We start from the raw sequence: 24,588 nt of genomic DNA, 5'->3' as shown, positions 1-24,588 counted from the left end.
TCAGCCCTTCAGAGAGTTGATGTCCTCGACCGCGATCGTGCCGCGGTTGCGGAAATAGGTGACGAGAATGGCGAGGCCGATGGCCGCCTCCGCCGCCGCCACCGTGAGGATGAACAGAGCGAAGACCTGTCCGGTCAGATCGCCGAGCGACGCCGAGAAGGCCACGAGATTGATGTTGACCGCGAGCAGGATCAGCTCGACCGACATCAATATGATGATGATGTTCTTGCGGTTGAGGATGATGCCCGCGACTCCGAGCGTGAACAGGATCGCCGAGACGACGAGATAATGAGTGAGGCCGACGACCATTGCTGCGATCCCCTCAGACGCCCGCCCGCGAGGGCACTTTCTTGATCTCGATGACATTGTCGCGCGTGCGCGCGTTCTGCTCCTCGATCTTCTGCCGCTTGACGCCGGGCCGGTGATGCAGCGTCAGCACGATCGCGCCGATCATGGCGGTGAGCAGCACCAGAGCCGAGGCCTGGAAGAAGAGGAAATATTTGGTGTAGAGCACCTGCCCCAGCGCGGCCGTATTGGAGACGCCCGCGACGATCGGCGCAGCGGCGGCCTCCTGCGCGCCAGGGGCGCTCTGCCAGCCGAGCGCGACAAAGCCGAGCTCGCCGAGCACCACCGCGCCCACCGCGGCGCCCACCGGAAGATGCTTGCTGAAGCCCTGGCGCAAAGCGGCGAAGTCGACGTCCAGCATCATCACGACAAAGAGGAACAAGACTGCGACCGCGCCGACATAGACGACGATGAGGATCATGGCGAGGAATTCGGCCCCGGCGAGCAGGAAGAGCCCCGCGCCATTGACGAAAGCGAGGATGAGATAGAGCACCGAATGGACCGGATTGCGCGAGACGATCACCGCGAAAGCCGATGCGATCAGCACCGCCGAGAAGAGATAGAAGAATGCCACAGCCACTTTGTCGTCCTCTCTCGAGAGCCTCGTTGTCCGAGCGATCCTCGCCTTTAGCGATAGGGAGAATCGAGCGCGATATTGCGCGCGATCTCGCGCTCCCAGCGTGCGCCGTTCTCGAGCAGGCGCTCCTTATTGTAGTAGAGCTCCTCGCGCGTCTCGACCGCGAATTCCTGGTTCGGCCCCTCGACGATGGCGTCGACCGGGCAGGCCTCCTGGCAGAAGCCGCAATAGATGCATTTCACCATGTCGATGTCATAGCGCGTCGTGCGGCGGGTGCCGTCATTGCGGCGCGGGCCGGCCTCGATGGTGATCGCCTGCGCCGGGCAGATCGCCTCGCAGAGCTTGCAGGCGATGCAGCGCTCCTCGCCATTGGGATAGCGGCGCAGCGCATGCTCGCCGCGGAAGCGCGGCGAGATCGGGTTCTTCTCATGCGGATAGTTGAGCGTCGCCTTCGGCTTGAAGAAGTAACGCATCGACAGGAAGAAGGCCGCAATGAACTCCGCGAGGAAGAGCGACTTTGCCGCTTGATCGAGCTTCATGACGTCACCCCTTAGTTCGCGCCCGCCGAGCCGGCGAATTGCAGCACGGCCGCGACGACGATGACCATGACGAGCGAGATGGGCAGGAAGACCTTCCAGCCGAGCCGCATGAGCTGGTCATAGCGGTAGCGCGGCACGAAGGCCTTCACCATGGCGAAGAAGAAGAAGAAGAAAGTGACCTTCAGGACGAACCACACAGCGCCCGGCACGAGCGTGAGCGGCGCGACATTCACCGGCGGCAGCCAGCCGCCGAAGAAGAGGATCGTCAGCAGGGCGCACATGGTCAGGATCGCCACATATTCGCCGAGCATGAACAGCATGTAGGGCGTCGCCGAATATTCGATCATGAAGCCGGCGACGAGCTCCGATTCCGCCTCGACGAGATCGAAGGGCGGACGGTTCGTCTCGGCCAGCGCCGAGATGAAGAAGATCACGAACATCGGCAAGAGGCGCAGCCAATACCAGCCGAGCATTCCATATTGCGTGTCCTGCGCGCGAACGATCTCGGTGAGGTTCAGCGAGCCGGCGCAGAGCAGCACGGTGATGATGACGAAGCCGATCGAGACCTCATAGGACACCATTTGCGCCGCCGAGCGCAGCGCCGACAGGAACGGATATTTCGAGTTCGACGCCCAGCCGCCCATGATGATGCCATAGACGCCGAGCGAGGAGATGGCGAAAATATAGAGAATGCCGACATTGAGATCGGCGACCGCCCAGCCGTCGGCGACCGGAATGACCGCCCAGGCGGCGACCGCCAGCATTGCGGTCACGAAAGGCGCGAGCAAAAACACGCCCTTGTTCGCCGTGTCCGGGATCACCGGCTCTTTCAGCACGAACTTCAACATGTCGGCGAAGCTCTGGAGCAGGCCCCAGGGTCCGACGACATTGGGACCGCGGCGCAGCTGCACGGCGGCCCACACCTTGCGGTCGATATAGATCGCATAGGCGAGATAGATCAGCAGAGCGACGGTGAGAACGACGCTCTTCACGATGATCAGGAGAAGGTTCAGCAGCCAGCCGTCGATCACGTCCCTTGCTCCTATTCCGCAGCCTGTTTCAGCCGGCTCTGCGCCAGCGCCGAACATTCCGCCATTGTGGCCGAGGCGCGCGCGATCGGATTGGTGAGATAAAAATCGGCGATCGCGGGGACGAAATCATCCTTCCACGCCGTCGCCGGCTGCAGCGCCACCGCCTCGAGATCTGCGGCAGAGCCCGGCTCGATCTGGTCCAGCTTGCGCAGATGCGGATGCGCCTCGCCGAGCTTGGCGCGCAGCTGCTGCAGCGAATCGAAAGGCAGCGGCGAACCGAGCGCGCCGGAGAGCGCGCGCAGGATCGCCCAATCCTCGCGGGCGTCGCCCGGCGGGAACGCAGCGCGCAACGCCTCCTGCACGCGGCCTTCCGTATTCACATAGAGCCCGAGCTTCTCGGTATAGGCCGCTCCCGGCAGGATGACGTCGGCGCGATGCGCGCCCTTATCGCCATGCGTGCCGATATAGACGACGAAAGCGCCGGGCTCGATCGCGATCTCGTCCGCGCCGAGGTTGAAGACGAGATCGAGCGCGCCGGCCTTGGCGATCTCGGCGGCGTCGAGACTGCCCTGCCCCGGCGTGAAGCCGAGATCGAGCGCGCCGACGCGCGCGGCCGCCGTATGCAGCACGCTGAAGCCGTTCCACCCCTCGGAGAGACCGCCATGCTTTCTCGCGGCCTGGGCGGCGAGCGCCAGAATGGCGCGGCCGTCGGGTCGCGTCAGCGCGCCCTGGCCGATCAGCACGATGCGCTTGGAGGAGCCTGTCGGCGCGCTTTCGACGAAGCGCGCCAGCGCGTCCGGCCCGGCGCCGAGATAGTCATAGTCATAGGTGAGATCGGCAGGCTCACCGATCAGCGAGATCGGGAAATCGCCCTTCAGCCAGCGCTTGCGGATGCGCGCATTGAGCACTGGCGCTTCCTTGCGCGGATTGGAGCCGATGATGAGCAGCGAATCCGCCTGGTCGACGCCGGCGATCGTGGCGTTGAAGAGGTAAGAGGCGCGGCCGAATCGCGGATCGAGCTTGGTCCCGTCCTGACGCGCGTCGAGATTGACGCTGCCGAGGCCCTCGACGAGCAGCTTCAGCGCGAAGATCTCCTCGAGCGCGGCGAGATCGCCGACGAGGGCGCCGATCTTCTCCGCTTTCGTCGCCTTCGTCTTGGCGGCCACAGTTCCGAGCGCCTCCTGCCAGGAGGCGGGACGCAGCCGGCCATTCTCGCGGATATAGGGACGGTCGAGACGCTGCGCCTTCAATCCGTCGACGACCTGACGCGTCTTGTCGGAGATCCACTCCTCATTCACCGCCTCATTGAGGCGCGGCAGAATGCGGATCACCTCGCGACCGCGGGCGTCGACGCGGATCGCCGAGCCGAGCGCGTCCTGCACGTCGATCGTCTCGGTCTTTTGATACTCCCACGGGCGGGCGCGAAAATTCTGCGGCTTGGGCAGAAGCGCGCCGACGGGACAGAGATCGGTCACATTACCCTGCAGCTCGGAGGTCATCGCGCTCTGCAGATAGGTGGTGATCTCCATATCCTCGCCGCGGCCGATCGCGCCCATGTCGCTAGTGCCGGCGATCTCCGCCGAAAAGCGCACGCAACGGGTGCAATGGATGCAGCGGGTCATCGCCGTCTTGACGAGCGGACCGATATATTTGTCCTCGACCGCGCGCTTGTTCTCGGCGTAACGCGAGCTGTCGCCGCCGAAGGCGAGCGCCTGATCCTGCAGATCACACTCGCCGCCCTGATCGCAGATCGGACAGTCGAGCGGGTGATTGACGAGCAGGAACTCCATCACGCCTTCGCGCGCTTTCTTCACCATCGGAGTCTTGGTGAAGACTTCCGGCGGCGCGCCATCGGGGCCGGGACGCAAATCCTTCACAGCGACGGCGCATGAAGCCTGCGGCTTCGGCGGGCCGCCCTTCACCTCGACGAGACACATGCGGCAATTGCCGGCGATCGACAAACGCTCGTGGAAGCAGAAGCGCGGCACTTCGGCGCCGGCCTCCTCGCAGGCCTGCAGCAGCGTATATTCGGCCGGAACATCGACCTCGACGCCATCGACGAGAATTCTGGTCATTGGAATGCCTTACTCCGCCGCCACGCGCACCGGATCGGGATGCGGATTGGCCGCATAACGATCGATGCGCTTCTCGATTTCGCCACGGAAATGATTGATGAGACCCTGGATCGGCCAAGCCGCCGCATCGCCGAGCGCGCAGATCGTGTGTCCCTCGATCTGCTTCGATACGTCGAACAGCATATCGATCTCGCGCTTATGGGCGCGGCCTTCCGCCATGCGGGTGACGACGCGCCACATCCAGCCCGTGCCTTCGCGGCAGGGCGTGCACTGGCCGCAGCTCTCATGCTTGTAGAAATATGAGATGCGGGCGATGGCGCGGATGATGTCGGTCGACTTGTCCATCACGATGACCGCCGCCGTGCCGAGGCCGGAGCCGAGCTTGACGAGGCTGTCGAAATCCATCGGACAGTCGATGATCTGATCCGCCGGCACGAGACGCACCGAGGAGCCGCCGGGAATGACGGCGAGAAGATTGTCCGAGCCGCCGCGCACGCCGCCGCAATGGCGATCGATCAGCTCGCGGAAGGGAATGGACATGGCCTCTTCCACATTGCACGGCTTATTCACATGGCCGGAGATGGAAAAGAGCTTGGTGCCCGTGTTGTTGGGCTTGCCGATGCCGGCGAACCAGCTCGCGCCGCGGCGCAGAATCGTCGGCGCGACGGCGATGGATTCGACATTATTGACCGTCGTCGGGCAACCGTAGAGGCCGACATTGGCCGGGAACGGCGGCTTCAGGCGCGGCATGCCCTTCTTGCCCTCGAGACTCTCGATCAGCGCCGTCTCCTCGCCGCAGATATAAGCGCCGGCGCCGTGATGCACATAGAGATCGAAGGGATAGCCGTGAATATTGTCCTTGCCGATGAGCTTGGCGTCATAGGCCTCATCGATCGCCTTTTGCAGCGCAATGCGCTCCGCGATGAACTCGCCGCGCACATAGATGTAGGAGGCGTGCGCGCCCATGGCGAAGGAGGCGATCAGCGCGCCCTCGATCAGCGTCTGCGGATCATTGCGCATGATCTCGCGGTCCTTGCAGGTGCCCGGCTCCGACTCGTCGGCGTTGATGACGAGATAGGAGGGACGCGCGGAGTCCGGCGTCTTGGGCATGAAGGACCATTTCAGGCCGGTGGAGAAGCCGGCGCCGCCGCGTCCGCGCAGCCCCGAATCCTTCATTTCCTGAATGATCTTGTCGCGGCCGAGCTGCAGCAGCGCCTTGGTGTTGTCCCAGGCGCCGCGCGAGCGGGCTCCGGCGAGGCTCTTGTCGCCTATGCCGTAGAGATTGGTAAAAATGCGGTCCTTGTCGGCGAGCATGGGTCGTTCACTCCGCCTGCGCTTTGGCGCCGTCGCCGTAGAAGGATGTCAGGCTCGTCAGCGCGCCCTCCGGCTCCGAGGAGACGCGGCCCGTCTGCGAGCCGATCTTCACCGGCCGGCCGGCGGCGAGATCGTCGAGCAGCTTCTCGAAATTCTCAGCCGTCAAATCTTCGTAATAATCGTCGTTGATCTGCACCATTGGCGCATTGCAGCAGGCGCCGAGGCACTCGACCTCGAGCCAGGAGAACAGCCCGTCCGCCGTCACATGACGCTGGGGCCCTACTCGACGCTCGAGCACCGCGATCAGCTCGTCCGAGCCGCGCAGCATGCAGGGCGTCGTGCCGCAGAGCTGAACGTAGAATTTGCCCACCGGCTCGAGATTGAACATCGTGTAGAAGGTCGCGATCTCGAGCACGCGAATATACGGCATGCCGAGCGTGTCCGCGACTTTCTCGATCGCCTTTTGCGGCAACCAATAGTCGTTCTGCTTCTGCGCCTGCCACAGGGCCGGCACGACCATCGAGGCTTGGCGCCCGTCAGGATATTTGGCGATTTGCGCCTCGAGCCACGCCTTATTCTCGGGCGTGAACTCGAAGCTCGCGGGCTGATCTTCAGCGAGACGACGTATGGACATCAGCGATCGACCTCCCCGAAGACGATATCGAGCGAACCAAGGATCGCCGAGACGTCGGCAAGCAAATGGTCCTTGCAGAGAAAATCCATGGCCTGCAGATGCGCGAAGCCCGGCGCGCGCAGCTTGCAGCGATAGGGCTTGTCGCTGCCGTCCGACACGAGATAGACGCCGAACTCGCCCTTGGGCGCCTCGACCGCGGCGTAGACCTCGCCGGCCGGCACTTTGAAGCCCTCTGTGTAGAGCTTGAAGTGATGGATGAGCGCCTCCATCGAGCGCTTCATCTCCGCGCGGGGCGGCGAGCAAATTTTGTTGTTCACCGTCGCCACCGGGCCGCGATTCTCGGACTTCAGCAGCTTGTCGACGCATTGCTTGATGATGGAGGTCGACTGGCGCATCTCCTCCATGCGGATGACCGCGCGGTCGTAGCAATCGCCATTCTTGCCGACGGGAATGTCGAACTCCATCTCCTCGTAGCAATCGTAGGGACGCGCCTTGCGCAAATCCCAAGGCGCGCCGGAGCCGCGCACCATCACGCCGGAGAAGCCGAATTTCCAGGCGTCCTCGAGCGAGATGACGCCGATGTCGGCGTTGCGCTGCTTGAAGATGCGGTTGCCGATGAAGAGCTCGTCGAGATCGTCGAGGACCTTCAGGAACGGATCGCAGAAAGCGCCGATATCCTCGATCAGCCGATCCGGCAGGTCGCGAGCGACGCCGCCCGGACGGAAGTAGTTGGCGTGCATGCGCGCGCCGCTCGCCCGCTCATAGAACACCATGAGCTTCTCGCGCTCCTCATAGCCCCAGAGCGGCGGCGTCAGCGCGCCGACGTCCATGGCCTGCGAGGTGACATTGAGGAGATGGGAGAGAAGTCGGCCGATCTCGGCATAGAGCACGCGAATGAGCTGGCCGCGACGCGGCACCTCGACCTCGAGCAATTGCTCTATGCCGAGACAGAAGGCGTGCTCCTGATTCATCGGCGCGCAATAGTCGAGCCGGTCGAAATAGGGCACATTCTGCAGATAGGTGCGCGCCTCGATCAGCTTCTCTGTGCCGCGATGCAGGAAGCCGACATGCGGATCGCAGCGCTCGACCACTTCGCCGTCGAGCTCGAGGATCAGGCGCAGCACGCCATGCGCCGCCGGATGCTGCGGGCCGAAGTTGAGGTTGAAGTTTCGCAGGCTCTGGTCGTTCATCGTGACAGTCCCAGCGGGGAGAGCGAATAGCGAATAGCGAGTAGCGAGTAGTGGGTCATGTCGTCGCCACTCCTGTCTTTCGTTGAAGCGAGCGGGTCAGCGCACGCAACATTCGGCCTATCTCGTCGCCGCGCGCCAACAAAGGCGTCACGGCGCTCGCGGACGCAAGCCCGACTCTGTCGGCGAGCAGCAAGTGCGTTTCCAGCTCTTTGAGCGATCCCTGGGCGTTTCTCAAGAATTGGACGAACGACCCCGTTGTCTCGCGGCCGTGGCCTTCCGCGATATTCGCGGCCACCGACGCGGCCGCACGACGAATTTGCGAGGTCATCCCGTACATTTCTTCCCTCGGAAACCTACCTGTGAGTTCGTAGCAATCGACGGCGAGGTTCATCGCTTCCTGCCAGACCTTGAGATCTCGATACGATTGAAATCGCGGTCCGTCCATGATCGACTCAAGTCCTCTATTCGCTACTCCCTATTCGCTATTCGCCCTCTCACTTGCTCGCCTTCTCGTCGCCGGGGAGATCGTATTGCACGCCCTCCCATGGCGAGAGGAAATCGAACTTCCGATATTCTTGGGTCAGGTTCAGCGGCTCATAGACGACCCGCTTGCGCTCGTCGTCGTAGCGCACCTCGACATAGCCGGACATCGGGAAATCCTTGCGCAGCGGATGACCGTCGAAGCCGTAGTCGGTCATGATGCGGCGAAGGTCCGGATGGCCATCGAACAGCACGCCGAAGAGATCATAGGTCTCGCGCTCGAACCAGTCGGCGCCCGGATAGAGGCTGGTCAGCGAGGCGACGGGCGTGCTCTCGTCGGTCTGCGTCTTCACGCGGATGCGCTGATTATGCTTGGGCGAGAGGAGGTGCAGCACCACGTCGAAACGCAGATCGCGCTCCGGATAATCGGCCGCGGTGATATCGGTGAAGCTGACGAAGAGAAACTCGGGATCGTCGCGCAGCACGCGAGCGACATCTGACCAATGCGAGCGCTCCACTTCCACGGTGAGCTCGCCATAGGCGATTTTCAGGCTCTTGACCACGCCCGGCAGGGCCGCGGCGACCTTCTCGCCGAGCTTTTCGAGTTCCGCGCTCATTTCTCACCCTCGCGTCATGAGAAACCGACCGCGCATGGCGCGTCGGCTCGCATCGCACTCTTCGTTATTGCGCGCGCTCCCGAGGAGGCGCGAAATGTCACCGTTCGATCGTGCCGCTGCGGCGGATCTTCTTCTGCAGCAGCAGAACGCCATAGACGAGCGCCTCGGCCGAAGGCGGACAACCGGGGACATAGATGTCGACCGGAATGATTCGATCGCAGCCGCGCACCACCGAATAGGAATAGTGGTAATAGCCGCCGCCATTGGCGCAGGAGCCCATGGAGATGACGTAACGCGGCTCCGGCATCTGGTCGTAGACCTTGCGCAGCGCCGGCGCCATTTTATTGGTGAGCGTGCCGGCGATGATGATGACGTCCGACTGGCGCGGGCTGGCGCGCGGCGCGAAGCCGAAGCGCTCCAGATCATAGCGCGGCATGGCGGCCTGGATCATCTCGACCGCGCAGCAGGCCAGACCGAAAGTCATCCACATCAGCGAGCCGGTGCGGGCCCAATTGATGAGGTCGTCGGTCGCGGTGACGAGAAAGCCCTTGTCGGCCAGCTCGTCGTTGAGGCCGAGGTAGAAGGGATCGTCCGCGCCCACCGGCTTGCCGGTGCGCGGATCGACGAGACCCTTGGCGGAGGGCGCCACGAGGGCCGGAATCTGCGTCGGGCTCTGGCGAGTGATCAATCCCATTCGAGCGCTCCCTTGCGCCATTCATAGACGAAGCCGACGGTCAGAACGCCGAGGAAGAACATCATCGACCAGAAGCCGAAGCTGCCCGCCTCTTTGAAGGCGACCGCCCAGGGAAAGAGAAAGGCGACCTCGAGGTCGAAGACGATGAAGAGCAGAGCGACGAGATAGAAGCGCACGTCGAATTTCATGCGCGCGTCGCCGAAAGGATTGAAGCCGCACTCATAGGCGGAGAGCTTCTCCGGGTCCGGCGCCTTGAAGGCGACCAGGAAGGGGAGAACGAGCAGGGCGCCGGCGATGATCGCCGCGAGGGCGATGAAGATCACGAGCGGCAAATATTGTTCGAGCAGGCTCGGCATGGCGGTGTCCGACGTTTGCGGCGGGGGCGGCGATGTGACGCGGGGCGGGAGCCCCGGGCGCCGTCTGACCGCGCGTTCCGTAACCCAGCGTATAGGTCAAAGCAAGAGCCGAGCGCGTCTTTACCGAAGGGATTGGGCGGACGGCCCTTCCGCCCGCCCGCGCGCCACAGAAAAATGCGCGCCGGCGCCCGTAAATCAGGCGGCGCCGCCGAAGAATTCGGCGATCCGGGCGGCGGCCTTCATCTCCTCGAATCGGCGCGCCCGGCGCGCCATCGCCTCTTCGTCCGCGCCCCAGGCCCTGATTTGATGGTCCTCGTCGACATGGGCGGCCGCCCAGGCGGCTTCAGCGTCCATTTCGCCGAGCGCCACCGCCAGCGCGATGAGGCAGGAGCCGGTCAGCGTCGTCATGGCGTGGAGCGCCGCGAGGCGAAAGGGCGCCTCGTGCCCCTCCCCCGCATAGGCGCGCACGGCCGCGGCGACCGCCGCGAGCGCCTCTGGCGGTTGGGCGAGAAACATCACGCCCGAAGTCGCGGCGAGTTCCGCGCGCAGCCGCTCCCGGGCGAAAGCGAGCAGCGGGTCCCAGGCCTGCGCTTGCGCCGCGGCGAGGCCGGCAGGCTCGTCGGCGCGATAGCTCACGAGATCGGAACCGGCGTATTTGGCGACGTCGGCGGCGGCCTCCTCGGCCCGATCCGCAACCCCGTCGATGGCTGAGTTAACTAGTCTTGTCAAAGGCATGGACGAAGGGTTGAGCCTTTCGCCCTGCGCCGCCCATTCGGCGGCGAGCGCCGTCGTCAAAGGCGCGGACGGCGTTGTCAAAACACGGCGCGCCGGCGTCTTGACCGTCCGTCCGTCGAGCAGAACAGCATAGCCGCCCTCAGCCTCGCCCACCTCCGCCGACCGATAGAAGCGCTTCGGCAGCTCTGGTCGCGCGCCCCTCTGCACGGCGGCGCGCAGGGGATTGCGCTCCTCATCGGGCACGAACAAGCCGTCTGCGAGATTTTCGCTTTCACCGGACATGGGCGGTCTCCTCCAGCGCGGACGCCTCAAACGTCCGGCGCGGCCAATATGGGGTCGTCCTGCCCGACGTCGAAGCCGAAGAACTCCCAGCTCTCTTTCATATGTGGCGGCAGCGGCGCCGTGACGTCGAGCGTTCCGCCCTTGGGATGCGGCAGAATCAGCCGCCGCGCCAGCAGATGGAGCTTCGGCTCGAGCTCGGCTGGCATGGCCCGCATCGGATCGCGGCGGCGGATCTCGTCCTCCGGGCGATGGCCATATTTGGGATCGCCGAAGATCGGACAGCCGATCGCCTCCGCATGGGCGCGGAGCTGATGCGTGCGCCCTGTCATGGGCTTCATCGACAGCCAGGCGCAGCGCGGCGCCGCCTTGTCGACGATGGCGTAATAGGTCAGCGAATGCTGCGCTCCCTCGTCCCCATGGCGCGCGACGCGCATTTTCTCCCGCGCGTCGGCGGGCTCCGCGGCGCGGCGCTCGCCCGTGCGGCGGGAACGCTCGTCGCCCATCTCCGCGCCTTTGGCGAGATAGAGCGAGACCCGGCCCTGCGCCGGCTTCGGCACGCCCTCGACCAGGGCCCAATAGATTTTCTGCGCCTGCCGAGACCGGAAAATCTCCCCGAGATCGGCGGCGGTTCGCCGGTTCTTGGCGATCAGCAGCACCCCGGACGTGTCGCGGTCGAGCCGATGCACCAGCACCGGCCGCTTATCGCCCTCAGCCAGCGATTCGAGCATGCCGTCTATGTGCCGCTTCATGCCCGAGCCGCCCTGGACGGCGAGCCCATAGAGCTTGTTCAGCACGATGAGATGCGCATCCTCGAACAAAGTCATCTCGGCGAGCGCGCGGGCGTCCTCCGGCCTCGCGCGCAAAATCGCCGGCGCCGCGACCGTCTCCAGCTTCAGCGGCGGCACGCGAATCTTCTGATTCTGCTCGAGCCGGGTGGATGTGTCGACGCGCTTGCCGTCGACGCGCACCTCTCCCTTGCGGCAGATCTTGGCGAGATGCGACAAGGCCAGCGCCGGAAAGCGCCGCTTGAACCAGCGGTCGAGCCGCAGCCCCGCCTCGTCCTCCTCGACGATCAATGTCTGCACCGGCGTCGATTGCGGCGCCTCGGCCGCGGCCCCGTTCACGTCAGCGCCCTCACCAGATAGAGTCCGAGAAACAGCGCGGCGATCGACAGGCCGACCGAGCCGCCGACATAGAGCCCGGCCCAGAGCGTGTCGCCGCGCTCGATCAGAACGGCGGCGTCGAGCGAGAAAGCGGAGAAGGTCGTGTAGCCTCCGAGCACGCCCGTGGTCACGAACAGCCGCACCGACTGCGACCACCCCGCCCCCGCCTTGAAGGCGAAATAGCCGGCGGCGAGGCCCATGGCGAGCGAGCCGGTGACGTTTATGATGAAAACGCCCCAGGGCAATTGCCCGCCCAGCCAGCGCTGACACCCTAAATTGACGAAATGCCTCAGGACGCCGCCCAAGCCGGCCCCGAGAAAGATGAGAAGAAGCGCGCGCATGACCCGCCTTCTAGCGCAAGCGGGCGCCGACGTCACGGATCGCGACGTCGTCAATTGCGCCGCTTCGATTCAAGCCCGATTTACGTATCGCCGTTACAATGCTTATTCTAGCCCCGACGGCGGCCCCCGCCGTCGGGTAAAGGCTATTGAGATCACTATATATTTATCGGTCGTGCAGCGACCGCAACTCGTCAGCGCCCCGGTCCATGATCGATCGGCGAGCGCCGCGCATGTGGAGCGACGGCCGTGGGACGACATGATTTCCGCCCGAAGAACGGGGAGGAGCGCCTCGCCGCCGAGACGATCGCCGAGCCGCGGTTCGACGGCCGCTTCTCTCTGCCGCCCGACCAGCGCCGCTACCCTTGCCGCACCATAGACATGTCGGCGGAGATCGTCGCCTTGCGCAGCGACTATCGGCCCGCGGTCGGCGAAAAGGTCTCGCTCGATCTCGACCGCTGGGGGCGCTTCGACGGGGCCGTGATTCGCCTCTTCGACGGCGGCTTCACACTGGGCCTCGAAGTCGCAGACAGGCCACGGGCCCATGTGGCGATGCAATTCGCCTGGCTGACGCGGCATTTTGCGCCGGACGCCGCGCGCTGCCGCGCCCATGAGCGTCTGCGGCCCAAGCGGCGATTCACGACCTTCACGGTGGCGCAGGTGACGCTGCCCTGCGAGATTCTCGATTTATCGCGCAGCGGCGCCTCGCTGAGGACCGATGTGCAGGTTCCGCCCGGCGAGAAGGTCACGATCGGCAAAAGGACACAAGCCGAGGTCATTCGCCAGACGGAGGACGGTTTCGCGGTTCGCTTCCGCCGCCTTCTGCCGCTCGAGATATTCGACGAGGACATCGACCTGTGACGCCGCCGCCGCGAACGGCCAAAAAGCCCGAAAGCCGCTAGAGCCCGATTGCAGGTCCCGCCCGGTTGCGATAGTGAAGACGCAGAAGCCTCACGCGCCCGTAGCTCAGCTGGATAGAGCGCTGCCCTCCGAAGGCAGAGGTCAGGGGTTCGAATCCCTTCGGGCGCGCCAATAAAATCAAATGATTAGCGGCTGAAACTCCCGCCCGGCGCGGATTTCCCACACAGCTTTCCCACAGACGAAAAAATAGCGTGGGCTCCTTTGACACAGGGCGCGCGATCGGCTGTTTTGCCCCCGAGCTTGAACTCGGGAGCTTTTTTCATGAGCAATTCACGACGGCTGTTTTCGGCGCTGGCCTTACTTCTCCCGCTTGGCGGCTGCGCCGCGCCGCGTCAGGCGACGCTCGGCCTCGAGCCGGGAATGCCAAAAGCCGAGGCGTTGCATATCCTGGGCGAGCCGGACAGCCGGCGCGTGAGAAATGGCGAGGACTGCTACATGTATTCGTTCTGGCGTGATTTCTGGAACCGACGTCCGGGCGATTACTCGGACAGATATTTCACCTGCTTCAACGCCGGACGGCTGACGAGTTTCGGCCGAGTCGGCGATCAATTTTAGGGGCGTGACACACGCGGGCCGAGTCGCCGAGTATTGCAACGATCGAAACCAATGAGCGCATGCGGGGGCTCGCTCACCCGCCCTCTAAGCGCTCGTCTCGATCGTTTGGAGAGAAAAGATGTTCAACATACCAAATGACTTTTGGCTCGTCGCGGCTGTCGCTATATGTGCGGGTTACCTCTGCCAAATCAGCAAGACGCTCGAGGCGATCCGCTTCATGCTGGCCCACGAGTTCGATAAGCGGAACGGTCTCGAGACAGAGACCACGCAGGGGGTTCGTAAGAGATACCCGAAGATATTCTCTGCCAAGCTTTGAGCCCGCCGGGTGTTCGCCCCAGTGCTGAGGGCCTGAACCATGGTCGTGAAGCTGCTGACCGAGACCGAAGTCGCGCGCATCCTGCGATGCTCGACGGAAAAGTTCGAAAACTGCGCCGCGACGGGCTGCTCGCCTTTAGCCCGTCGCGCCCGGTCATGATCGACGAGCGCGCTCGGCGGATTTGGCTGCTCAGGCGCGCAACCGGAGGCCGCGGATAGAAGGCGAGTTCGCTGCGCATCGGCCAGAACGGAACCAGCGAGGAGCTCGTCGTGTCGACGCGCGGTATTCTCGCGTCAATGCGCCGTCCAGTTCGCCCCTGTGCAGAATGCGAGCGTCTTGACTGCGCCGCTGCAATCGTATCCTGGTCGCCGCTCAGCATGGCTCGTCCCGCCGCGTTCGAAAGCGGCGAGCTGACGCACGAAGGACTCGTGCGTCAGCTCCTACCCACGCCGGAACATCTTTACCACATCGGCCGCGCGCGGAGCGAATAGATCAGCAGTGCGTCACGACGCCGTTCGTCGTGGCGAAGGAAGGCCGGCGCGAGGAGGCCGATAAGGCGCTCAAGGACCTGTCGAGCGACCATATCGCGAAGCAGCTGTTCGGCTCATGGGTCCCCTTCATGAGCCCCGGCTCGCCTGTCAGCAACGATGCGAATATGAGCTCGTCGGCACTGCTCGCGGATTATCGCTCGGCCTATCGCGATCTCTTCGCCGAGAGCGGCGACAAGAGCCTGTCAGAAAAGCGCGCGCTCGAGCGCGTCTCCCAGAAATGGGGCGCGTCCGATCTCAACGGCGGCCGCGTCATGGCCTATCCGCCCGAGCGCTATTATGCGCCAGACATCAACGGCTCGCGCAAATATGTCTCCGACCAGCTCGCGGCCGACGTCGAGACCGTCGCCAAGCGGAACGGGATAGAGCTCGCCCACGCGCAGGAATATCTCGGGAGCCCGCATGCCCTCGTCGCCGACCAGACGACGCAGGAAGACGTCGCCAGCCGCAAGCCGCCATCCTATCGCGTCGTGACGCAGGACAAAGACGGGCAATGGCACGCGCTCGAAGATCACCCAGGCATTCCACTGCGGTTCCGCGCCGATCGCGATGGCGTCGTGCGGACGCAAGAAGACAAGTTCCTGCTGCAGCGCAAGCAGTCGGCCGAGAATATGAGAATGGGGGCTTGGTGATGATGTTCGAACAAGGAAGCGATCCGCTCGACCTGCCGAAGCCGGCGGAGACTATCGGCGAGACCTTCATTTCAGCGATGATGCGTCGCGCCGAGGCAATCATGAAGCCGCCTACGAGGCCGCGGCCGCACCTCCGGCTCGTCGTCGACAACACACGGCCCAGCGCGCACCAGGAAGCGCCGTCCAGTCGCTCCGGTGTAGGGCATCCGAGTTGCCTATTTGGTTTTGCAATGATCCGCGACTTTTGACGTCTGGGGCGAAGTCGCCCATGCATTATTCAGAAGATGGTTGGGCGCGTGTAGAGCGGGCGGCAGACGCCGCCCTTTCTCCTTTAATGTGCGGTCACGATACAACCCTTGCGGACTACTGCCGCCGCACCAAATATTTCGATCCGTCGGGATGCGTGCATTCCTGATAGGTCTCATCGATCGCACGCGGTCGGCGAAGGCCTTTTGCATCACGCTCGATCACAGTGCTCTGCATATGAACGATGACGCATGTGTCATCGGCGCTGGCCGGTAGGATGTTAAGCGCCGTCGCAGCGCATATAGCGATTGCTCTCATTTTTGTTATCCTCAGCAGTTGGACGCCACGACCATTCCATTCTTGATGGTTTCAGAACAGGTGCCACCACCGTTCTTTGGCCTTGTGATTGTCGTGTCGAGTGGCACGATGTTTCCAGTGCCACTCGACGTATTCGAAAAGACAGTTCCGGTTGCGCATCCAGGCGCAGCGATCACGCCGATCGTATTGTCATGCGCAGTGTCGCCGATGTGAACGATATGGTCGAAAATGAAAGATGGGTTCGTGCACCATGCGGAGTTCACGCCGTTGACCAGCACGTTGCTTGTTGATCCGATCAGTTCTATCGCGTTGTAGCCTGTCTTACCGCTCGACAGCATCTCCATGCCGGAGATCGTGCCACCGTTCACGTTTTTAAATCTAACAACAGTCGTAGCGTCATTCATCGAATGAGCGCCGCTAATTACGATACCGTCGATGCCATTGCCGGCGGCAGACGCAGCGTCGGCTTCGAAATCGATGGCCGCGTTTGTGCGCGTGTATGCGGAGCCCCGAAGATAACCAGAGTCCACAATCACATTCTGGATGATGCTGCCAGCGCCGTAAGTGCGGCCGACGAGGTGCGGACCATTCTCAACAAGCCCGGCATTAGGGACGCCATCGTGCTGATATCCTCGTCGCACGAATATGTCGGAAACCGCCGCCCCGCCCGAGACCGTTACGTTGACCCCCTTCATTGCGTGATAATCCATGAGCCTATTCAGGTTATAGGCCCCCACTCCCGTGCCGGCTGCTGACGCTTCGATATGGAACGTCTCCGAACCAGGGCACGCGTCCAATGGCCCGGCTTCGCACGGCGCACAATTCCAAATGCCGACTTCAGCGTCTCCGACAAAAGAGCCGGCGACGTCATGCGGCTTGGCATAGTAACACATGCTTCCCGCGACAGTTGAATAGGTTCCAATTTGGTCAAATTTCCACCTCTGCCCGGCACGATGAATGATAGGCTTAGTAAAGTTGAACGTCTTGATGTTATTGAATAGATTATAATCCTGGGAAACAAAATCCTCCCCGGTGGTTTGGCCTATGCCTATCGCGCCTTCGACGGTGGCCCCACTGTTGTTCTGGAACTCCATGTCATGCACATGAAGAAATGCCGATATATCCCCTGGATCGGCCGACGTTGCCCCATGAAATTCGAACAGCACGTTTCCGCCGGAAAACGTCTCAGAAGCAATAAAGCGCACGCCTCCGAGCGAATCTGCACACCCACCCGTATCCAATGGAGCCCATGTGATCGGATAGAAATTCACGGGACGTTGCAGCATATATAGACCGCAAGCAACTCGCACACCGAAGCGTGCGACACTGTCGGTATATGCACCTGCGCGATACGGACCGGCATATTTAACGCTGTCCGCGGCGGCCTGCAAAGCCGCTGAGAAATCGCCCCTCGGCCACCAATTTGCATATGGATAAGACAGCCCGCGCACCGTGCCTGCGCCCGTGAATATCGCATACGGGGCCGCGTCTATCTCCGCCTCGCTCGGGAACGTAAGCGTCTTCGTGCTCGCCACATTGATTGTCGCTCCTTGCTCGACAATCCAGCGAAACGCCCCCGAAAGCGTCAAGTCATTCGATACTGTGCATGCCGTCCCGCTCGTGAAGACAACAGTCCGCTGTGAAGACGAGGCTGCGGTCAACGCCGCATCATCGCAAGTCGACCCAAATGCCGCGACGCTGATAGCCCCGGCCACATTGCGCACGAAGGCGTCAGTCGAAACCTTCGTCGAATTATCGGTCGTCGGCTGCGTCGTCGCGGTGATCCCATTCGGGATCGCCGACGAGGCTGCAGCTGCGCCCGCTGCGCCAGTGCCGATGTAGATCTGCGATGTCGTCGCGGAAGGAAGCGCGGTCGAGATATTCGCCGTCGTCGCTAGCGTCCCAGAGCCCGAGGGGAGCGTCATCGTCCCGCCACCTGTCGTTGGAGCTGCGAGAGCTGTCACGCCGCCGGCAGAGCCAGCGAAGAGGATAGAGCCCTGGACCGACCCGGCCTGTCCGAGTGTGAGGGCTCCGGCCGAGATGTTCAGATTTGGGTTGCCAGCGACCGCCGCGGCTGATGCGGGATAATAGGACAGTTGACCGGCCGTTCCTGCCGCGACTGAGCCAGAGGAGCAGCATGGCGTGCCGCCATCAACGACATTGCCGCTCGCATCGGCCGCGAGATAATGCCCACTCGTGAACGCGCCGTTCGCAGTCGCGAAGATCGTCGTGTTGCCGGATCGCGATCCTTGAGCAAGGGTGCCGAGATCGCCAACCGTCCCGCCGATGATAGGGTTATGTGTCGTGAACGGGAAAATCGCCGGGGCGGCTACAAACGCCTGCTGTGGCGTCCATGTGAAGGCCCGATTGCTCGTGCAATTATCATTGACGCACGCATCGCCAGCGATAGCGGCCGAAGCAAGGGCGGTAGACGACAGCAGTGCAATGATAAAGCGCTTTTTCATTGTAGCCTCAATGCTGGCGAAGCTTCATGCAGGCAATCAGAGTCCATCGACCGCGACATGCGCAATCGGAGCGCGCGTCCGGTTCGAAATTGACGATCGCCTCTGAGACATCGGCATCGGCAAGCTTTGCCCATACGTCATCCGTCTGGCCGCAGAGGCGCACGAAGTTGTGCGTTTGGCCATCGACGTAAGCGTCAGGTTCCTGCGCCGCGGGCGTCGTCGAGGATTGCAGGACGACGATCGTTCCCGCGCTCTGCACGCGCACCGCGCCGCGGCCGGTCCCGACTTTTATCCAAGTCCCTGAGACCGTCACAGGATCGGCGTTCGACGTCCGCCTCGAGATTGCAGTTGTGGAGCAAATTTCGCAGTATCCGCAGGTGGTCGCGCGCGTCTGGCTGTGCGTGGGGATGCTCGCTCAATCGCTGTTCGCTCGGCTCGGTCAGCGAATAGGCGAGCGCATAGGCGGCCTTCATCCCGCATGCCAGGCGCTCGCGGTCGAATGATCGCGGCAATTTGGCGCCCGCATCGCACGTCGCGATCACGACGCCCTTGCAAAGCCGGTCGCGTTGCGCCTCGCTCGCCGCGAACCGCGACAGCTTGCGATCGTTGAGCGCGAGCTTTTCGAGCGCTGCCAGCGCGTGAGAAAGTCGCCATGCCGCGTTCGCCGCGTCACGGCAGTACCGCAAATCGAACTGCACGATGATTTGCTCGACCCGCGCGTCGAATTCGACTTCATCGGGAGTCGGCGGGTCCGGCGTAAACTCGCCGTCCTGCTCCACCGGCATTCGTTGCGGCTTTCTCACTGCGCGAAGTTCCTTCCACTGCCGCCCGCGTCGTGCGAGCATCGGAAGCAGACCACGCTCGAGCGCTTAAAAAAAGCGGCTCGGTTTTAAGCGCTGTCGTCTGCCCGTCGCCATGGAGAATCCCCGATGTTACTCGCGCCCCACATCGCTGCGCATCGCCTCGTCACTGTGCTCGATCTGCTCGACGAAAAATTGACTTCCGGCGCCGTCGACGCAGCGCACGCATTGCTCGCATTGGCGCGCGCCGACGCGGCCGAGCTGGCGGGCTTGCCGACGCCCGGCACCCGGTCGGCGCAGGCGCCGGAGCGACGCCGGCCGGTGTTGCGCCTCGTGTCGGCGCGCGATTGATTGCTCGGCGCGCGGCGGAAAAGTTCCGCGTCGCCGAAAATTTCTATGAGCGACTCCGGGCCCGTTCGCGATCGGAAAGCGAGTATAGCCGGGGCGGGCCGCGCCTCGGCCGCCGATCGCCTCGGCGCGCCGCCCGCCGGGCGTCGACGAGCCGCTGCGCCGATTGCCAGTTGGGCGCGCCGCCGTGCTGCGGCTTGTGATCGCCGGGCGTAGCGCGCCGCGAGTCGCCCGTTGCGCGATCGTGCCGCCCGCTCGTCTTACGGCAACGCGACAAACGTCAGACACGGCCGGCGAAGCGCCTGTAATCATTGCAAATCGGCGTCTTCTTTGTCTGACGAAATGCTATACAAATCAATAACTTGACATACATTTGTGCCCTACGCCAGGATACCGCCATCAACCTTTGGAGGAACAACGATGTGGGTCCTTGAAGACGAGCACGGGGGGCTTATCCGATTCTCGATGGGAATCGAAAAGATGACCGCCGCTGCGCTGCAGGCGTTCATGACCGGCGGTAGAACATTGAGCCTTCTCACTTCCGGACAGCTTTCGGACCGCTTACTCGAGGCCGAGCATCGATGGTTGCGCGAAATTAGAAACGACCTCGCCGACGCCGAGCGACGAGGCGTTCTTTTCTGCTCTGCGGCTGCGGCGTTCGAAATCGCCGCCGACGTGATGCGCTGTGAGCAGCCGACCGTCTGCAGCGCAGCGTGTCGGTTGATCGGCGAATATCCTCGCGCGGCCGATCGGCTCGCGTTGATTACCGCCATTTTGGGGGGCGTCCGACGTCCCGTCGCGCTGCCGACGATCTAATGCGCGTTCGCGCACGCGTCCGCGATTCGGTCGGTCACAGGCGCCACATGCGCCCGTGACCGACCGAATTGTGCCCTGCGCGCCTTTCTCGGATATGTGTCACTATGTGCAACGAGCGTTGGCGCTCGCGCCGATCCTCGCGCAGATCGACCCGGAGGGCGCGGCGTCGCTGCGCAGGGTTGCGGCGGCGCTCACGGAGCGAGGCGTTCCGACGGCTCTCGGGCGCGGTGTTTGGACGCCCGCCGCCGTCTCGCGGCTGCGGCAGCAAATCGGCCGAGCGCGGCTGTTCGAATAGCTGGCCGAGCGTCGATCGCCGCGCCAGCGGAGCGGCCTGGGCGGCTTCGGCGCGCCAGCACGCCCGTCGCCGGGCCGCTCAATCGAACAAGCCCGACGTCTTCTTTCGCTTCGGAGGCGCTTTCGGCTTCTCGCGGCGCGCCGACTTCTTCGGTTCGCTCGACGGCCCGGCGCCCCCCTCCAATTCGTCGAGATCGCGGACGAGCTTGTTTTGAATCGCTCGCAATTCCTCGACGTTCAGATCGTCGAGCGACCGCTTGCCTTCGTCCGCGGCGCGCTCGAATGCTCCGGACGCACGCAAAATCGCGACGCCAGCCGTCGCTCGAGCGGGCGCCGGCGATTTCGCGTCCTCGCAAACGGCTAGGAGCGCCTTGTAAGCCTTCGCAGCGCCTTCCGTCCGAATCCGGCGATGTAACGCTTCCATCGCCTCGGCCGGGTCCATATCGTCGAATTGGTCGCTCATGAAAAGAGCTCCTTCGTCAGTTCGGCCTCACGCCGTCGTTGCTCGACTTGCCGCTCGAGCACTGCGACCATCGCCCGTAAGCGCCTCGTCTCGGGGTCTTCGATAGGCGCCGGACGCGGGGCGTTCAGCAACGCGCGAGCCTCGGCGTTTCGTTCCCGTTCGACTTTACGCGCCTCGCGCACGGCCTGCGGAGCGGGCCGGAGCGCTTTTGCGCGACGCAAGCTCGCCTCCCGCTGTTCCGGCGTCATCGCCGCCAAGCGGGCCTCTCTGGCCTTCGCGCGCTTCGCGCGGGTCTGCGCCTTTCGAGAGTTCTTCTCGGGATCGTCGCACCATTGGGGGACGTGCCATTGATCGCCGCGCGGCGTGAGCCCGCCGTGACATTTGCAGCGGCCGTTCGCCATCGCCGGTTGCACGCAGGTCTCGGCGCCGCCGCTTCTCTTGGTCCGTGCGCCACACCGCGGCCGGGCGGCCAGCACAGCGACGCCCTTCGCCGCCGCCTGCCGACCGATCGCTCTGCTCGCGGGCGACTGGCGCCAATGTCGGAAATGCTCCGGGGCCTTCAACGGCGCTACGCCCCTGACGCCACAGCCGCCGGCGCGTCATGTTGCGCTAACTTCCGTCCCGCGCCGCTCCGCTCATTCGATTGCATCTGTCCCCGTCTCCTTCGCCCGATTTTCTCTCCGCCCGAAATTCCGTTTTTCGAAATTCGCAATTCCCGTTTTTTATTTTCCGTCGCTTCTTCGGCTCGCTTCCAAAAGCGTGGCAAATGTGGCTTGCGCGCGTTCCGCCCCCAAGCCCGAAGGCTCAAATACGCCGCGCGCAAATATTGCGACGGGACAATCTGTCCATGTGCCTCGTTGCGCCGCCGACCGCTTTTCGCCCTTCCGCATTTCCGCAGTTGCATCTGCGGTGAACTGCGGAAATGCGGTGAACGCAGCGGGACAAGCGGGACAAAGCGGGACATGCGGGACAATGTCCCGCTTTGTCCTGTCCCGCCAAAGGCATGGAAAGCGGGACAAACGGGACAGGTGTCTATAGACCTGTCCCGGATGTCCCGCTCCGGGCCGGGTTTTGGAACCATAAAACTCGATCTCCGTCTTTAGCGCCTGCAACGAGCTGCTTGGCGTCGAGAGCCGACTTCACGGACCGATTAAACGCCTTGCGTTGGCGTTCGGCGATTTTCTGCGGGTCATCCCCCGGCTTCGGCCTCTCGCCGATGCGCGCATAATATTTCTCGCGAACCGTCACATCGGAGACGGCGCGAACGGTCCGCCCCTCGGATGATAAATCAAACGGCTCGCCGGCTTCGTCGAGCGCCTGGGCGACAACATCTATAAAGAGCCGTTGCGAAGCGGGGACCGATTTAGGGGCGCTCGCCCTCGGGGCGGCTTCGGTATCCTCTATTCGGTCGACGACCAGCGTCGACACGTCGTCGCCGTCTTCGTCCCGCCCGATGACGACGCGGGAAAGATGCGCCGCCAACATGACGTTCGACGCTTCGTCTTTCAGTTTTTGCAGCGTCAGCGTCGTCGACATTTCGCCCGGCCGCCGCTCGACCAAGATTTGCGCGTCTACAGCGCCGATCGCGCTCGAGTGGCCGCGCATCCGCTTGTCGTCGCTCAGGCCGATATGATGGACGATCAGCACGAGGCAGCGAAAGCGATTGGCGATAGCGGTCGCATTGGCGAGGAACGTCGTCATTCCACTGCCGTTCTCGTCACCGCCTCCGAGCGTTTGGGCGAGCGTGTCGATAACGACGAGCCCAGGCGCGCACCCTGCGCCCTCGATCGCCCCTATGAGCTCGGCCACATCATCCCGTTCCGTCCCTAAGTTCGGCGCCGCTGAAATCAGATAGAAAGGGACGTTCGCAGGCAGATCGGCGTGCGAATGTTCGAAGCCGATCTTTCGCTTCCGTAGGCCTGCCGCGCCCTCGGCGGCGATGTAGACGGCGGCCCCCTGCGTGACGCGCCGGCCGGCCCATTCCCGTCCGAGGGCGACGTGCATGGCGAGATCGGACACGACGAAGCTCTTGAACGACTGCGACGCGCCGTAGAACGCTGCGACGCCTCGGCGGGGGAGCATTCGCTTCACCAGCCATTCCTCATTCAAGGCGACTGCTATGGAGTCGAACGGCTCTAGCGTGAACCTCTGCCGGCGCTGTGAAGGCTCGACGCGCCGAGCTTCGTCATCGAACAGAGTCCGCAGCTCGTCGGCCTTCGCCAGCGCGTCGGTTTCCTCGGCCGAGATCGGCTTGAACCAAACGTCGGCGGCCATGCTGAAACCGTCGGGATTCAGGTCCGCGGCTTTCTCATAAAGGAAGCGCGCGCCGAGCCGGGGATTTTCGAACGTGCGCCACTTGCTTTCGACGAAATCCTCCGAAAACGGCTTCTCGGCCGTGAAGCCGTCCCATTTCTCGCACCACTCGGTAAAAAGCTCGAGGCCGAGGTCCGGATCCTCGGGCAATGCGCCCCGAATGGCGCAGCCGACCTCGATCATGCCGTCGTAGGCCGGGAACGTCTCGACCGTGTTCGGCAGGGCGCGCACGGCTTTCGCCGCGGTCTCCGGGTCGCCGCGCAAACGCTCAGGGTCGACCGGCCCGCGATCAACGGGCGACGACTTCCCTTTGTCGAGACGCGCGTCCGGGAGCTTCGACAAATCCGTGATGAACTCGCCGAACTTCTCCGGCGTCACGAGCGGCAGCTCGTGCAGCGGAACGAGCGGCTTGGCCCAATAATAGGGCTTGCTCGTAGCGGGGTGAACGCCTTCGGCGACGATCTGCCTGCCCGCGCCTGAAATCTCGACGACGAGCGGCTCGCCGGCCGCGTTCGTCCCGAAGTGGACCTTTGGCGCTCCGATCGGGCCAGACAAGCGCAGGAAATAAGCCGCTTTCGGATAGCGCCCGACACGGATCGGCAGGCTCCCGAAATGCGTTTCGACGATCAAGCGCACTTTGCCTGCGAGCGTCGTGTCGGGAACGTCGGCATCGATCGCTATCAATTGCTCGCCGTCTGGCTCGTCCGGCTTGATCGGCCCGGTTAACAGGCCGACGCCTGCGCCCCACCTGCGCCATTCGCGCAGGTCGTTTTCGTTCGCTCGGCATTGCTGCCAATTGAACCCATGCCATTTCCCGGACGGATTTTTTCGGCCGGGAATTTTGCCGACATCTTCCGACTTCAGATGCGAGCGCTCCGATAGCTCGGCGCCGGGCGGAACGATCGGAATCAATCTGCGATATCCGAGACCCCAAAACTCCCCGAAATGATCGGGGGCGGGGTTTGGGTTTCTTGCATCCGTCGCCGCGCGCGCCATCTCGTTTGCCCTCGCCGCATCGTGGCGCGTCGCGGCGATCGGCGACGACCACGGCTCGGCCGGGCGAGGCGCGGCGATCGCCGAGCCGATCAGCCTCCCGCCGAGAACCTCGCCGAACAGCTTGCCGGGTTTTTCGTTGTCGCGAGAGCCGTTCGAGGATATGCTACCCATGCAAGCGTTTCCTTCT

General features: G+C 63.5%; 27 protein-coding genes and 1 tRNA gene. 8 read left to right on the top strand and 20 right to left on the bottom strand.

Translation table 11 applies throughout. The annotated features are described in order from the left end of the window. From nuoK to crcB, 15 genes are all read right to left on the bottom strand, one after another. Complete coding sequence (gene nuoK / locus AC6IY7_RS14735; RefSeq protein ID WP_497780147.1) at positions 1 to 309, bottom strand: NADH-quinone oxidoreductase subunit NuoK; 309 nt, start codon at positions 307 to 309, stop codon at positions 1 to 3. A 13-nt stretch (positions 310 to 322) separates the two neighbouring features. Continuing rightward, entirely contained in the window at positions 323 to 925 is a 603-nt protein-coding gene (locus AC6IY7_RS14730; protein ID WP_497780146.1) for an NADH-quinone oxidoreductase subunit J, read from the bottom strand. A gap of 47 nt (positions 926 to 972) precedes the next feature. Then, a complete protein-coding gene (gene nuoI, locus AC6IY7_RS14725; RefSeq protein ID WP_331938405.1) occupies positions 973 to 1,461 on the bottom strand; it encodes an NADH-quinone oxidoreductase subunit NuoI in 489 nt (162 codons plus the stop codon). 11 nt (positions 1,462 to 1,472) lie between these two features. Beyond that, positions 1,473 to 2,492, bottom strand: a complete 1,020-nt coding sequence (gene nuoH / locus AC6IY7_RS14720) for an NADH-quinone oxidoreductase subunit NuoH (protein ID WP_497780144.1) — start codon at positions 2,490 to 2,492, stop codon at positions 1,473 to 1,475. 11 nt (positions 2,493 to 2,503) lie between these two features. Next, complete coding sequence (gene nuoG / locus AC6IY7_RS14715) at positions 2,504 to 4,567, bottom strand: NADH-quinone oxidoreductase subunit NuoG (protein ID WP_497780142.1); 2,064 nt, start codon at positions 4,565 to 4,567, stop codon at positions 2,504 to 2,506. Positions 4,568 to 4,576: 9 nt separating this feature from the next. Beyond that, on the bottom strand, positions 4,577 to 5,881 hold the full coding sequence (gene nuoF / locus AC6IY7_RS14710) for an NADH-quinone oxidoreductase subunit NuoF (protein WP_497780141.1): 1,305 nt from the start codon (positions 5,879 to 5,881) through the stop codon (positions 4,577 to 4,579). A 7-nt stretch (positions 5,882 to 5,888) separates the two neighbouring features. Continuing rightward, positions 5,889 to 6,515, bottom strand: coding sequence for an NADH-quinone oxidoreductase subunit NuoE (nuoE, locus tag AC6IY7_RS14705; protein WP_497780140.1), 627 nt, complete (start codon positions 6,513 to 6,515; stop codon positions 5,889 to 5,891). Beyond that, complete coding sequence (locus tag AC6IY7_RS14700; RefSeq protein WP_497780139.1) at positions 6,515 to 7,705, bottom strand: NADH-quinone oxidoreductase subunit D; 1,191 nt, start codon at positions 7,703 to 7,705, stop codon at positions 6,515 to 6,517. The genes nuoE and AC6IY7_RS14700 overlap by 1 nt, the downstream gene beginning before the upstream one ends. Positions 7,706 to 7,760: 55 nt before the next feature. Continuing rightward, positions 7,761 to 8,150 carry a four helix bundle protein gene (locus AC6IY7_RS14695; protein WP_497780138.1) on the bottom strand — a complete coding sequence of 130 codons (390 nt, stop codon included), beginning with the start codon at positions 8,148 to 8,150 and terminating at the stop codon, positions 7,761 to 7,763. A 49-nt stretch (positions 8,151 to 8,199) separates the two neighbouring features. Next, positions 8,200 to 8,802, bottom strand: a complete 603-nt coding sequence (locus tag AC6IY7_RS14690) for an NADH-quinone oxidoreductase subunit C (RefSeq protein ID WP_497780137.1) — start codon at positions 8,800 to 8,802, stop codon at positions 8,200 to 8,202. A 97-nt stretch (positions 8,803 to 8,899) separates the two neighbouring features. After that, on the bottom strand, positions 8,900 to 9,496 hold the full coding sequence (locus AC6IY7_RS14685; RefSeq protein WP_142863913.1) for a NuoB/complex I 20 kDa subunit family protein: 597 nt from the start codon (positions 9,494 to 9,496) through the stop codon (positions 8,900 to 8,902). Then, entirely contained in the window at positions 9,487 to 9,852 is a 366-nt protein-coding gene (locus AC6IY7_RS14680; protein ID WP_018265968.1) for an NADH-quinone oxidoreductase subunit A, read from the bottom strand. The genes AC6IY7_RS14685 and AC6IY7_RS14680 overlap by 10 nt, the downstream gene beginning before the upstream one ends. A 195-nt stretch (positions 9,853 to 10,047) precedes the next feature. After that, positions 10,048 to 10,869, bottom strand: coding sequence for an ATP12 family chaperone protein (locus AC6IY7_RS14675; protein WP_497780136.1), 822 nt, complete (start codon positions 10,867 to 10,869; stop codon positions 10,048 to 10,050). 26 nt (positions 10,870 to 10,895) lie between these two features. Further along, a complete protein-coding gene (locus AC6IY7_RS14670; RefSeq protein WP_497780134.1) occupies positions 10,896 to 11,993 on the bottom strand; it encodes an RluA family pseudouridine synthase in 1,098 nt (365 codons plus the stop codon). Next, entirely contained in the window at positions 11,990 to 12,373 is a 384-nt protein-coding gene (gene crcB / locus AC6IY7_RS14665; protein WP_497780133.1) for a fluoride efflux transporter CrcB, read from the bottom strand. Before crcB ends, AC6IY7_RS14670 begins: the two co-directional genes overlap by 4 nt. Before the next feature lie 246 nt (positions 12,374 to 12,619). Between crcB and AC6IY7_RS14660 the strand changes: the two genes are divergently transcribed. The 5 genes from AC6IY7_RS14660 to AC6IY7_RS14640 all read left to right on the top strand — a co-directional run bounded on the left by AC6IY7_RS14660 (position 12,620) and on the right by AC6IY7_RS14640 (position 15,590). Then, a complete protein-coding gene (locus AC6IY7_RS14660) occupies positions 12,620 to 13,231 on the top strand; it encodes a PilZ domain-containing protein (protein ID WP_497780132.1) in 612 nt (203 codons plus the stop codon). Between the two features lie 94 nt (positions 13,232 to 13,325). Beyond that, positions 13,326 to 13,402 (top strand) — tRNA-Arg (locus tag AC6IY7_RS14655). Positions 13,403 to 13,552: 150 nt separating this feature from the next. Then, positions 13,553 to 13,846, top strand: coding sequence for a hypothetical protein (locus tag AC6IY7_RS14650; protein WP_497780131.1), 294 nt, complete (start codon positions 13,553 to 13,555; stop codon positions 13,844 to 13,846). A gap of 836 nt (positions 13,847 to 14,682) precedes the next feature. Then, the gene (locus tag AC6IY7_RS14645; RefSeq protein ID WP_497780130.1) at positions 14,683 to 15,342 is read left to right on the top strand and encodes a hypothetical protein; all 660 of its coding nucleotides are present in this window, start codon (positions 14,683 to 14,685) and stop codon (positions 15,340 to 15,342) included. Further along, positions 15,342 to 15,590, top strand: coding sequence for a hypothetical protein (locus tag AC6IY7_RS14640; RefSeq protein ID WP_497780129.1), 249 nt, complete (start codon positions 15,342 to 15,344; stop codon positions 15,588 to 15,590). The genes AC6IY7_RS14645 and AC6IY7_RS14640 overlap by 1 nt, the downstream gene beginning before the upstream one ends. 327 nt (positions 15,591 to 15,917) lie before the next feature. Here the strand turns inward: AC6IY7_RS14640 and AC6IY7_RS14635 are convergent, their stop codons facing one another. Further along, positions 15,918 to 18,371, bottom strand: coding sequence for a hypothetical protein (locus AC6IY7_RS14635; protein WP_497780128.1), 2,454 nt, complete (start codon positions 18,369 to 18,371; stop codon positions 15,918 to 15,920). Between the two features lie 194 nt (positions 18,372 to 18,565). Beyond that, positions 18,566 to 19,174, bottom strand: coding sequence for a hypothetical protein (locus AC6IY7_RS14630; RefSeq protein WP_497780126.1), 609 nt, complete (start codon positions 19,172 to 19,174; stop codon positions 18,566 to 18,568). Positions 19,175 to 19,300: 126 nt separating this feature from the next. Between AC6IY7_RS14630 and AC6IY7_RS14625 the strand changes: the two genes are divergently transcribed. The 3 genes from AC6IY7_RS14625 (at position 19,301) to AC6IY7_RS14615 (ending at position 20,630) form a co-directional block, all read left to right on the top strand. Then, a complete protein-coding gene (locus AC6IY7_RS14625) occupies positions 19,301 to 19,522 on the top strand; it encodes a hypothetical protein (protein ID WP_497780125.1) in 222 nt (73 codons plus the stop codon). A 417-nt stretch (positions 19,523 to 19,939) separates the two neighbouring features. Further along, positions 19,940 to 20,335 (top strand): hypothetical protein, encoded by a 396-nt coding sequence (locus AC6IY7_RS14620; RefSeq protein ID WP_497780124.1) that lies wholly within the window; start codon positions 19,940 to 19,942, stop codon positions 20,333 to 20,335. A gap of 55 nt (positions 20,336 to 20,390) precedes the next feature. After that, on the top strand, positions 20,391 to 20,630 hold the full coding sequence (locus tag AC6IY7_RS14615) for a hypothetical protein (protein WP_497780123.1): 240 nt from the start codon (positions 20,391 to 20,393) through the stop codon (positions 20,628 to 20,630). Between the two features lie 78 nt (positions 20,631 to 20,708). Here AC6IY7_RS14615 and AC6IY7_RS14610 read toward each other — a convergent pair whose 3' ends face one another. From AC6IY7_RS14610 to AC6IY7_RS14600, 3 genes are all read right to left on the bottom strand, one after another. Further along, entirely contained in the window at positions 20,709 to 21,092 is a 384-nt protein-coding gene (locus tag AC6IY7_RS14610) for a hypothetical protein (protein ID WP_497780122.1), read from the bottom strand. Further along, positions 21,089 to 21,505 (bottom strand): hypothetical protein, encoded by a 417-nt coding sequence (locus tag AC6IY7_RS14605; protein ID WP_497780121.1) that lies wholly within the window; start codon positions 21,503 to 21,505, stop codon positions 21,089 to 21,091. Before AC6IY7_RS14605 ends, AC6IY7_RS14610 begins: the two co-directional genes overlap by 4 nt. A 619-nt stretch (positions 21,506 to 22,124) precedes the next feature. Next, on the bottom strand, positions 22,125 to 24,572 hold the full coding sequence (locus AC6IY7_RS14600; RefSeq protein ID WP_497780120.1) for an AAA family ATPase: 2,448 nt from the start codon (positions 24,570 to 24,572) through the stop codon (positions 22,125 to 22,127). Between the last annotated feature and the right edge of the window lie 16 nt (positions 24,573 to 24,588).

The sequence above is a fragment of the Methylosinus sp. is20ea genome (genome assembly GCF_059718135.1).
This window is presented reverse-complemented; position numbering and strand designations above follow the sequence as displayed.

What these genes read in the sequence shown, in the direction of transcription:
- AC6IY7_RS14685 (WP_142863913.1), bottom strand. Translation starts at nt 9,496, where the DNA reads ATGGGATTGATCACTCGCCAGAGCCCGACGCAGATTCCGGCCCTCGTG.
- nuoK (WP_497780147.1), bottom strand. Translation starts at nt 309, where the DNA reads ATGGTCGTCGGCCTCACTCATTATCTCGTCGTCTCGGCGATCCTGTTC.
- nuoG (WP_497780142.1), bottom strand. Translation starts at nt 4,567, where the DNA reads ATGACCAGAATTCTCGTCGATGGCGTCGAGGTCGATGTTCCGGCCGAA.
- nuoF (WP_497780141.1), bottom strand. Translation starts at nt 5,881, where the DNA reads ATGCTCGCCGACAAGGACCGCATTTTTACCAATCTCTACGGCATAGGC.
- AC6IY7_RS14695 (WP_497780138.1), bottom strand. Translation starts at nt 8,150, where the DNA reads ATGGACGGACCGCGATTTCAATCGTATCGAGATCTCAAGGTCTGGCAG.
- AC6IY7_RS14675 (WP_497780136.1), bottom strand. Translation starts at nt 10,869, where the DNA reads ATGTCCGGTGAAAGCGAAAATCTCGCAGACGGCTTGTTCGTGCCCGAT.
- AC6IY7_RS14610 (WP_497780122.1), bottom strand. Translation starts at nt 21,092, where the DNA reads ATGAGCGACCAATTCGACGATATGGACCCGGCCGAGGCGATGGAAGCG.
- nuoE (WP_497780140.1), bottom strand. Translation starts at nt 6,515, where the DNA reads ATGTCCATACGTCGTCTCGCTGAAGATCAGCCCGCGAGCTTCGAGTTC.
- AC6IY7_RS14635 (WP_497780128.1), bottom strand. Translation starts at nt 18,371, where the DNA reads ATGAAAAAGCGCTTTATCATTGCACTGCTGTCGTCTACCGCCCTTGCT.
- crcB (WP_497780133.1), bottom strand. Translation starts at nt 12,373, where the DNA reads ATGCGCGCGCTTCTTCTCATCTTTCTCGGGGCCGGCTTGGGCGGCGTC.
- AC6IY7_RS14625 (WP_497780125.1), top strand. Translation starts at nt 19,301, where the DNA reads ATGTTACTCGCGCCCCACATCGCTGCGCATCGCCTCGTCACTGTGCTC.
- AC6IY7_RS14700 (WP_497780139.1), bottom strand. Translation starts at nt 7,705, where the DNA reads ATGAACGACCAGAGCCTGCGAAACTTCAACCTCAACTTCGGCCCGCAG.
- AC6IY7_RS14620 (WP_497780124.1), top strand. Translation starts at nt 19,940, where the DNA reads ATGTGGGTCCTTGAAGACGAGCACGGGGGGCTTATCCGATTCTCGATG.
- AC6IY7_RS14680 (WP_018265968.1), bottom strand. Translation starts at nt 9,852, where the DNA reads ATGCCGAGCCTGCTCGAACAATATTTGCCGCTCGTGATCTTCATCGCC.
- AC6IY7_RS14690 (WP_497780137.1), bottom strand. Translation starts at nt 8,802, where the DNA reads ATGAGCGCGGAACTCGAAAAGCTCGGCGAGAAGGTCGCCGCGGCCCTG.
- AC6IY7_RS14600 (WP_497780120.1), bottom strand. Translation starts at nt 24,572, where the DNA reads ATGGGTAGCATATCCTCGAACGGCTCTCGCGACAACGAAAAACCCGGC.
- nuoI (WP_331938405.1), bottom strand. Translation starts at nt 1,461, where the DNA reads ATGAAGCTCGATCAAGCGGCAAAGTCGCTCTTCCTCGCGGAGTTCATT.
- AC6IY7_RS14650 (WP_497780131.1), top strand. Translation starts at nt 13,553, where the DNA reads ATGAGCAATTCACGACGGCTGTTTTCGGCGCTGGCCTTACTTCTCCCG.
- AC6IY7_RS14640 (WP_497780129.1), top strand. Translation starts at nt 15,342, where the DNA reads ATGATGTTCGAACAAGGAAGCGATCCGCTCGACCTGCCGAAGCCGGCG.